This is a genomic window from Zoogloea ramigera (genome assembly GCF_006539865.1).
Classification (GTDB): domain Bacteria; phylum Pseudomonadota; class Gammaproteobacteria; order Burkholderiales; family Rhodocyclaceae; genus Zoogloea; species Zoogloea ramigera.
This window is the reverse complement of record NZ_BJNV01000107.1, coordinates 1-9,537: the sequence shown is the minus strand read 5'-3', so window position 1 is coordinate 9,537 and position 9,537 is coordinate 1. Positions and strand designations below refer to the sequence as shown.

The window sequence follows — 9,537 nt, the reverse complement described above, 5'->3', positions numbered from 1 at the left end:
AGGAAACTTGGGGCGGCCCGGCGCTTTCTTGCCAGCTGACGACCTCCGGCCCCGTCGCTTCGCGTCGCCGCCGCCCTTCCCAGCGGCGGCGAGGGTGCTGCGTTGCGGCTTATAGCCAGGGCCCGCAGGCGGCGACGAGTTCGTCGATCTCGCTGCCGATGGCGCTGAGCGCGGGTTCGATGTCGGTGTCGCCGGCTTCGATGGCCTTTTCGAGTTCGCCGGCCGAGGCCATCAGGTCGAGGGCGCAGATGAAGCCGGCGTTGCTGCGCAGGGTGTGCATGCGCCGGGCGGCGGCTTCCCGGTCGCCGGCGGCCAGGAAGGCGCGGGTCTGCCCGGCGGCGTCCCGGTTGTCGGTGACGAAGAGCTGCAGCAGGCCGGTGAACATCGCCCGGTCGCCCCCCAGGCGGCGGGCGGCGCGGGCGGCGTCGATGCCGTCGATGTCGGGGAAGGCTTCGCTGCCGGCGGGCGGCGGGGCGATTGCGGTGGCCGGGGCCGGGCGGGCCTTTACCCAGCGCGCCAGCAGGTTGGCCATCTGGTCGAGGTCCATCGGCTTGGGCAGCACGTCGTTGGCGCCGGCGCGGCGGGCGTCGGCCTGCTGGTCGTCGCGCACGCCGGCGGTGAAGGCGATGATGGGCAGCGCGGCGAGGCCCAGCTCGGTGCGGATCTGGCGGGTGGCGGTGAGCCCGTCCATCACCGGCATCTGCACGTCCATCAGCACCGCGTCGAAGCCGTCGGGCTTGTTGCGCAGGAGTTCCACGGCCTGCTGGCCGTCGGCGGCCAGGGTGGCGGTGGCGCCTTCTAGGGCCAGGGCCCGCTCGACCAGGTCGCGGTTCATCGCGCTGTCGTCCACCACCAGCAGGTGGGCGCCGGCGAGGCGCGGGCCGCTGGCCTGGGGGGCGGCCGGCGCCGGGCGGGCGGCGGCCGGCTCGACCTGCCCGCGGATGAAGGGCACTTCGAAGCTGAACACGCTGCCGTGGCCGAGCTGGCTGTCGGCGCAGATCGTGCCGCCCATCAGCTCGACCAGGCGCTTGCAGATCGACAGGCCGAGGCCGGTGCCGCCGAAGCGCCGGCCGATGCCTGCGTCGGCCTGGGTGAAGGGGGTGAACAGCCGGGCGAGGGCGTCCGGGGCGATGCCGATGCCGGTGTCGGAGACCTCGAAGCGCAGGTGCACGTGCTCGGCGTCGCTCTCGAAGGCCTGCACGCGCACCGCCACCTCGCCGTGGTCGGTGAACTTGATGGCGTTGCCGGTGAGGTTGAGCAGCACCTGCTCGAGCCGCAGCCCGTCGCCGACCAGCGGGCCGGGGCGCATGGCCGGCGGCGTGATGTGCAGGGCCAGGCCCTTGCCGCGGGCGGTCTGGCCCATCAGGCTGTCGAGGCTGGCGAGCAGGGCGCCGAGGTCGAAGGGGTGGGGCTCGATGCGCAGCTGGCCGGCTTCGATCTTGGAGAGGTCGAGCACGTCGTTGAGGATCGCCAGCAGCGACTGGCCGGCGCTGCGGATGCGCTGCACCATGTCGCGCTGGTTGGCCGGCAGGGCTTCGCGCTCCAGCACCTGGGCCAGGCCGAGCACGGCGTTCATGGGGGTGCGGATCTCGTGGCTCATGTGGGCCAGGAACTCGCTCTTGGCGGCGTTGGCGGCCTCGGCGGCGGCGTGGGCTTCCCGCAGCCGGCTCTCGTAGCGTTTGCGCTCGCTGATGTCGCGGGACACGCCGAGGACCTCGACGAAGCTGCCGTCGGGGCTGAGCAGCGGGTTGGCCGAGACGTCGGTCCATACCGTGCTGCCGTCCTTGCAGCGCTGTTCGAGCTCGCCGCGGAAGTTTTCGATGGGGCGCCCGGCCTCGAGGTCGGCGCGCAGCCGCGCGAAGTAGGCCTGCACGATCGCCACCGAGTCGGCCGAGAAGACCTCCTCCTGGCGCTGCCGGAAGGCCTCTTCGGGGCTGAAGCCGCGCAGCTTCTCGACCGAGGGGCTCACGTAGGTGTAGGCGCCGGCGAGATCCATGGTGACGATCACGTCAGTGGCGTTGTCGGCGATCAGGCGGTGGCGCGCCTCGCTGATGCGCAGCTGCTCCTCCATCTGACGGCGGGCGGTGATGTCCTCGATGATGTAGAGGTAGCGCGGGGCCTCCTCGGTGGCCAGGCGCACCGGCGCGCAGGTGAGGCTGGCCCACACCAGCGAGCCGTCCGGGCGCAGGTAGCGCTTGTTGAGGCGGTAGCCCGGGATCTCGCCGCTCTTGAGGTGGGCCAGCATTCCGGCGCTCTCGGCGATGTCGTCCGGGTGGGTGATGCGCTGGGGGCTGAGGCCGGCGAGCTCCGCGGGGCTGCGGCCGAGGATCTCGCACAGGCGCGGGTTGGCGTCGGTGAAGCGGCCGCTGCCGGGGTCGAGCAGCGCGATGCCCAGCGGCGCCTGCTCGAAGACCACCCGGAAGCGCGCCTCGGCGGCCCGCTCGGCCTGCAGGGCGGCCAGCTCGTGGCGCTGCCGGCTGCGCCGCCACAGCAGGTAGCCGCCGGAGTAAACGAAGGTGAGGCCCAGCCCGGCGAGAATGGTGGTGGCCCAGGCGATGGTGCGCACGCCGGCGTAGGCTTCGGCCTCGTCGATCTCGGCGATCATCAGCCAGGGCGTGCCGGCCACCGCGGCGGCGTAGGCCAGCACCGGGGCGCGGCGGTAGTCGCGTCCGCCCTCGATGATGCCGCGCTCGCCGCGGGCCGCGCGGGCGGCGGGCATGTCGGGGCTGGCGACCGGCAGGCCCAGCACCAGCGCGGCGTCGCGGTTGAAGCGCAGCGGGGTGAGGAAGCGCACGCTGTCGCCGTCGCGCCGGACGAGGTAGGTCTCGGCGGATTGGGTAGGCACCGGCCAGGCGCCGACCAGCGGGTTGAGGGCCTGGTCGGCGCTCCAGGTGACGTAGGCCACGCCCAGGGGCTCCATGTCGGGCGAGCCGATCGGCGCCAGCACGCCGTAGTGCACCTTGCCGTCGGCGTTGCGGTGGAGGTCGACGAGCTCGACCCGGGGCCGGCGCAGGATGTCCTGGATCAGTGCGGTGTGGGCCCGGACGTCGGCGGCGCCGACGACGAAGGCGGGGGTGGCGTCGGCATCGACGATCGCGACGCCGGCCCAGCCGCGGGCCTCGGCCATCTGCGTCATGAGCGTCTGGATGCGTTTGAGGCCCGGTGCGTCCTTGCGCCCGCCGTGCGTCCATTGGCTGAACAGGATCTCGAGCTGGGAGTGGCCGTAGAAGCTCAGGTCGGTGTCGACCCGCGCGTCGCTGAGCCAGCCTTCGATCTGCTGGCGTTTCTGTTCGACGATCACCGCCAGGGTGCGATGGGTTTCGCGGCGGATTTCTTCGCTGAGGTAGCGGTAGCCGACGCTGCCGAGGCCGGCGATGAGCATCGACAGGGCCAGCAGCGGGAGGACGAAGCGCAACCACGGGCGGTCGATGGCGGTGGCTTCGGCGGGCGGGGGGGCGGAGCGTGTCATGGTTCAGCGGGCGACCCGGCGTGCGGCACGGGCGGTACGGGCGGGCGGAGCGCGGACATCGACGGTGTCACGGGCAGCGGGCGCGCTGCGCGTGGGGGGCAGGCAGGCATGGCGGGCGGGTGTCGATCAGGGCAGCCCCCGATTATCCGCCTTAATCGAAAAATTCGCCTTAATTGGTAAATGCTGCCGCCTTGTTCTGGATCAACTGGCAGCAAAAAACAGCGGGACGCCGCGCCGCCCGGCAGCGGGCACCGCACACCCACGGCCAGGGTTCAGCCCCCGGCAGGAGGGCGCTTGTTGAGGCCTTCGTCCACCTGGCGGGCCATCTCCATCATCGCGTCGCGGGAGCGGGCCGCGGTGTCGAGCAGCCCGCTGACCACGTCGATCATCAGCGGGGCGACGCTGGCGCCGGGGGGCGCTGGGGTGCCGTCGGCGCCCGTGGCCGCGGACAGATTCGACAGTTTTTGCTGATTTTCGGCGACCACTTCCTGGAAGCCCACAGCGTAGCCGACGGCCTGCTGGATGAGCTTGTGGGCCATGTCGGACTGGGCCTGGTGCAGGCTGGCGGCGTCCCGGGAGTCGAGCAGGGCCTTGACCTCGGAGAGGTTGCCCTCCATCAGCGACTGGGTCGCCTTGAGATTGAGGGCAATCACCCGGTGGGCGCAGATGAAGGCGTTTTCGTAGAACGAAGAGAGGGCGTCGAGCTTGCCCTGGCCGGCGCCGGCCAGGTAGTCGTTGAGGGAGAACATCGGCGTTTCTCCTTGTGTTGAGGGGCCACAGAAGAAACAACCATACCGGCCGCAGCGGCTGCTGCCATTGCGGGACGTCAACAATTTGTGTTGCCGCCCGCTGGTGGGGGCGGGCGGCGGGCGGCGTTTACTCGAGGACGACCATCAGGTCCTTGGCGTCCACCGACTGGCCGGCGCTCACCAGCACCTCCTTCACCACGCCGTCGCGGGGGGGCGTGGAGGGCCATCTCCATCTTCATGGCCTCGAGGGTGGCGAGCACGTCGCCGGCCTTGATGTCCTGCCCCGGCTTCACCGCGATGGTGACCACCAGGCCCGGCATCGGCGCGGCCACGTGGGCGTCGTTGCCCTCGTCGGCCTTGCGGCGGCTGACCACCTTGGCGGCCAGCTTGCGGTTGGGCACCTTGATGATGCGCTGCTGGCCGTTGAGCTCGAAGAAGACCTTGACCTGGCCTTCCTCGTCGGCCTCGCCCAACGTGAGCAGGCGCACCACCAGGGTCTTGCCGCGCTCGATTTCGACGGTGATCTCCTGGCCCGGCTCCATGCCGTAGAAGAAGGTGGGCGTGGGCAGCACCGACACCGGGCCGTAGCGGCGGGCCAGGGTGTTGAACTCGGTGAATACCTTCGGGTACATCAGATACGAGGCGAACTCGGCCTCCGAGAGCTGGCGGCCGCACTTCTTCTCGGCCTCGGTGCGCAGCGCGGCGAGGTCGGCCTCGGCGAGCAGGGCGCCTGGGCGCGCGGTGATCGGCTCCACGTTTTTCAGCACCTTCTTCTGCAGGGCCTGGGGCCAGCCCCCCGGCGGCTGGCCGAGGTCGCCGTGCATCATCTCGACCACCGAGGCCGGGAAGGCGATCTCGCGGGCCGGGTCGAGCACGTCGGCGGGGGTGAGCTCCTGGGCCACCATCATCAGGGCCATGTCGCCGACCACCTTGGACGAGGGGGTGACCTTGACGATGTCGCCGAACAGGTCGTTGGCGCTGCGGTAGGCGCGCGCCACCTCGTGCCAGCGGGTGTCGAGGCCGAGCGAGCGGGCCTGCTCCTTGAGGTTGGTGAACTGGCCGCCGGGCATCTCGTGCAGATACACCTCGGAGGCGCCCGCCTTGAGGTCGCTCTCGAAGGCGGCGTACTGCTGGCGCACGGCTTCCCAGTAAAAGCTGATCCGGCGGATCGCCTCGGGGTCGAGGCTGGGGTCGCGCTCGCCGTGGCGCAGGGCCTCGACGATGGAGCCGAGGCAGGGCTGGGCGGTCATGCCGGACATGGCGTCCATCGCCGCATCCACCGCGTCCACGCCGGCGTCGATGGCGGCCAGCACGGTGGCGGCGCTGATGCCCGAGGTGTCGTGGGTGTGCATGTGCACCGGCAGGCCGACCTCGTCGCGCAGGGCCTTCACCAGCACGCGGGCGGCGGCGGGCTTGAGCAGGCCGGCCATGTCCTTGATGGCGAGGATGTGGCAGCCGGCCTTTTCCAGCTCCTTGGCCATCTTCACGTAGTAATCCAGCGAATACTTGGCGCGGCTCGGGTCGAGGATGTCGCCGGTGTAGCACAGGGCGCCCTCGGCGAGCTTGCCGGTGTCGAGCACGGCGTCGATGGCGACGCGCATGTTGTCGACCCAGTTGAGGCAGTCGAAGATGCGGAACAGGTCCATCCCGCCCTCGGCGGCGCGCTGCACGAAGTGGCGCACCACGTTGTCCGGGTAGTTGGTGTAGCCCACGCCGTTGGCGCCGCGCAGCAGCATCTGGGTGAGCACGTTGGGGGCCTGGGCGCGGATCAGCGCCAGGCGCTCCCACGGGTCTTCGTTGAGGAAGCGCATCGCCACGTCGAAGGTGGCGCCGCCCCAGCATTCCAGCGACAGCAGCTGGGGCAGGCCGCGCGAGTAAGCCTCGGCGACGCCGACGATGTCGCGGGTACGCATGCGGGTGGCCAGCAGCGACTGGTGGGCGTCACGCATGGTGGTGTCGGTGATGAGCACGCGCTTCTCGTTGCGCATCCACTCGGCAAACTTGGTGGGGCCGAGCTCTTCGAGGCGCTGGCGGGTGCCGGGCTGGGCCTCGGTGGCGAAGCGCGGCGCCTCGGGTTGGCGGGCGTGGGCCGGCGGCAGCGCGCGGCCGCGGGTTTCCGGGTGGCCGTTGACGGTGACGTCGGCGATCCAGCCGAGCAGCTTGGTGGCGCGGTCCTTGCGCTTGCGGAAGTCGAACAGCGTCGGCGTCTCGTCGATGAAGCGGGTGGTGTAGTCGTTGGCGATGAAGCGCGGGTGGCTCACCAGGTTGTGCAGGAAGGCCAGGTTGGTGGCCACGCCGCGGATGCGGAACTCCATCAGCGCGCGGTCCATGCGGCGGATCGCCTCCTCGGGGGTCTGGGCCCAGGCGGTGACCTTCTCGAGCAGCGAGTCGTAGAAGCGTGTCACCACCGCGCCCGAATACGCCGTGCCGCCATCGACGCGGATGCCGAAGCCCATCGCGCCGCGGTAGGCGCTGATGCGGCCGTAGTCGGGGATGAAGTTGTTCTCCGGGTTCTCGGTGGTGATCCGGCACTGCAGCGCGTGGCCGGAGAGGCGGATGTCGGCCTGGGCCGGGATGCCGGTCTCGCCGGTGGCGCCGATGTGGCCGCCCTCGGCGATGCGGATCTGCGCCTTGACGATGTCGAGGCCGGTGACCATCTCGGTGACGGTGTGCTCCACCTGGATGCGCGGGTTCACCTCGATGAAGTAGAACGCGCCGGTGTCGGCGTCCATCAGGAACTCGACGGTGCCGGCGCCCACGTAGTTCGTCGCCCGGCCGATGGCCAGCGCCGCCTCGCACAGGCGCTCACGGGTGGCGTCGTCTAGGTAGGGCGCCGGGGCGCGCTCGACGACCTTCTGGTTGCGGCGCTGGATCGAGCAGTCGCGCTCGAAGAGATGCACCAGGTTGCCGTGGCCGTCGCCGAGGATCTGCACCTCCACGTGGCGGGCGCGGCGCACCAGCTTCTCGAGGTACACCTCGTCCTTGCCGAAGGCGCTCTTGGCCTCGCGGCGGGCCGCGGCGACGGCGTCGAGCAGGGTCTCCTCGCTCTCGATCGGGCGCATCCCGCGGCCGCCGCCGCCCCACGAGGCCTTCAGCATCACCGGGTAGCCGATCTCGCGGGCGAGGCGCTTGATCTCGTCCGGGTCGTCGGGCAGCGGCGGGGTGGCCGGCATCACCGGCGCGCCGCAGGAGACTGCCAGGTTGCGCGCCGACACCTTGTTGCCCAGGGTGCGCATGGTGTCGGGGCGCGGGCCGATGAAGGTGATCCCGGCGGCGGCGCAGGCCTCGGCGAACTCGGGGCTCTCGGAGAGCAGGCCGTAGCCCGGGTGGATCGCGTCGGCGCCGGCCTCCTTGGCCACGCGTATCACCTCGTCGATCGACAGGTAGCTCTCCAGCGGGCCGAGCTGGCGGCCTTCACCGCGGCCGACCTGGTAGGCCTCGTCGGCCTTGAAGCGGTGCAGCGAGAGCTTGTCCTCCTCGGCGTAGATGGCGATCGTGTTGATGCCGAGTTCGGTTGCCGCCCGGAACACGCGGATGGCGATTTCGGAGCGGTTGGCAACAAGGAGGCGACGGATCATGCGGGGTTTTCCGGGAAGGGGATGGCAGGGCTTCAAAGCAAGAAGCCCGCCCGTTGGTTTTGAATGCCGATAAATTGCAGTTTTCTCGAGATTTTAAATGGACGCAATCGGGTGAACCCCGATGGCCCGGGCTTTGTGCAGCGCATCGCATGGCGGGGCTTGGGTAAACCAGGCTGGCTCCGCCCGGGGCACGGCGCCCCGTGGCGGTGCCTCAGCGTTGCATTCGGGCGCGCCGCGGTTCATGCTCAGGCAGCAAGTACCCACGGAGGAGCAGGCGATGCGGATCTCTTTTTACGGTGCGGCCGGCGAGGTGACGGGCTCGTGTACGCTGGTCGAGGCGGGGGGCGTGCGCTTCCTGGTGGACTGCGGGATGTTCCAGGGCGGCCCGGAGGCGCGCACCAAGAACGTGCGGGCGCTCAACTTCGGCTTTGACGTGCGAGGCCTCGATTTCGTGTTGCTGACCCACGCCCATATCGACCACTCCGGCCTCTTGCCGCGGCTGGCGGTGCTGGGCTTTCGCGGCCCGATCTACGCCACCCCGGCCACCATCGACCTGCTCGAGGTGTTGCTGCCCGACAGCGCCCACATCCAGGAAAAAGAAGCCGAATGGCAGCTGCGCCACCAGCACCGGCGCGGCAAGGGCGGCAGCCCGGGGGGCATCCAGCCGCCGCTGTACACGGTGATCGAGGCCCAGTATTGCCTGGGCCTGCTGCAGCCGGTGAACTACGGTGAAACCCTGCGCGCGGCCGAGGCCGTGCAGGTGCGCTTCCACGACGCCGGGCACATCCTCGGTTCGTCGTGGCTCGAGGTGACGGTGAGCGGCGAAGGGCGCCCGCGCAGGCTGGTGTTCTCGGGCGACCTGGGCATGCGCGACCGCCCGGTGCTGCGCGACCCCGAGCCGCCGGTGCCCGAGGCCGACCTGCTGCTCATCGAATCCACCTACGGCGACCGCCTGCACCGGCCGATGGCCGAAACCGAGGACGAGATCGTCGCCGCCTTCCAGCGCACCCAAGCGGCCGGCGGCAACCTGATCATCCCGTCCTTCGCGGTGGGGCGCACCCAGGAGATCATCTACATCCTGGCCGATCTGGTGCGCCGCCAGCGCCTCGCGCCGCTCAAGGTGTACGTGGATTCGCCGATGGCCAACGCCGCCACGCGGATCACCCTGGCCCACCCGGCGCTCCTCGACAGCGAGACGCGGGAGCTGCTCGACTGGGTGGCGGCCCACCCCGACAAGTTGAAGATCGAGTTCGTCGCCGACGCCGAGCGCTCGAAGGCCCTCAACGAGGTGAAGAGCGGCGCGGTGATCATCTCGGCCAGCGGCATGTGCGAGGCCGGGCGCATCAAGTACCACCTGCGCGAGAACCTGCCCCGCAGCGAATGCAGCGTGCTGATCGCCGGCTTCCAGGCGGCGGGCACCCTCGGCCGGCGGCTGGTGGACGGGGCCCGGCTGGTGCATATCTTCGGCGCCCCGGTGCCGGTGCGGGCGCGCATCTACACCGTCGGTGGCCTGTCGGCCCACGCCGACCAGGCCGAGCTGCTGCACTGGCTACGGGGCTTCCACACGCCGCCCCGGCACACCTTCGTGATGCACGGCGAGGCGGGCGCGTCGGCCACCTTCGCGGAGTTGCTCCACGCCGAGCTGGGCTGGAGCGGCGTGACCGTACCCCGCGCCGGGACCAGCGTCTCGCTGTAGCGGCGGCGCCCTCTCAAGGAAACGCAGGGCCGCCCCAAGTTTCCT

The 9,537-nt window shown here is 70.7% G+C and carries 4 protein-coding genes; 1 reads left to right on the top strand and 3 read right to left on the bottom strand.

The annotated features are described in order from the left end of the window. Nucleotides 1-109: 109 nt before the first annotated feature. The 3 genes from ZRA01_RS19005 to pyc form a co-directional block, all read right to left on the bottom strand. Nucleotides 110-3,469, bottom strand: coding sequence for a PAS domain-containing hybrid sensor histidine kinase/response regulator (locus tag ZRA01_RS19005; RefSeq protein WP_218028763.1), 3,360 nt, complete (start codon nucleotides 3,467-3,469; stop codon nucleotides 110-112). A gap of 272 nt (nucleotides 3,470-3,741) precedes the next feature. Continuing rightward, complete coding sequence (locus ZRA01_RS19000) at nucleotides 3,742-4,218, bottom strand: phasin family protein (protein WP_141354951.1); 477 nt, start codon at nucleotides 4,216-4,218, stop codon at nucleotides 3,742-3,744. Between the two features lie 77 nt (nucleotides 4,219-4,295). After that, entirely contained in the window at nucleotides 4,296-7,796 is a 3,501-nt protein-coding gene (gene pyc / locus ZRA01_RS18995) for a pyruvate carboxylase (protein WP_246093761.1), read from the bottom strand. Between the two features lie 277 nt (nucleotides 7,797-8,073). On the opposite strand from pyc, the gene ZRA01_RS18990 reads away from it, so the two are divergent. Then, on the top strand, nucleotides 8,074-9,492 hold the full coding sequence (locus ZRA01_RS18990; protein ID WP_141354950.1) for an MBL fold metallo-hydrolase RNA specificity domain-containing protein: 1,419 nt from the start codon (nucleotides 8,074-8,076) through the stop codon (nucleotides 9,490-9,492). Nucleotides 9,493-9,537 lie beyond the last annotated feature (45 nt).

What these genes read in the sequence shown, in the direction of transcription:
- ZRA01_RS19005 (WP_218028763.1), bottom strand. Translation starts at nt 3,469, where the DNA reads ATGACACGCTCCGCCCCCCCGCCCGCCGAAGCCACCGCCATCGACCGC.
- ZRA01_RS19000 (WP_141354951.1), bottom strand. Translation starts at nt 4,218, where the DNA reads ATGTTCTCCCTCAACGACTACCTGGCCGGCGCCGGCCAGGGCAAGCTC.
- pyc (WP_246093761.1), bottom strand. Translation starts at nt 7,796, where the DNA reads ATGATCCGTCGCCTCCTTGTTGCCAACCGCTCCGAAATCGCCATCCGC.
- ZRA01_RS18990 (WP_141354950.1), top strand. Translation starts at nt 8,074, where the DNA reads ATGCGGATCTCTTTTTACGGTGCGGCCGGCGAGGTGACGGGCTCGTGT.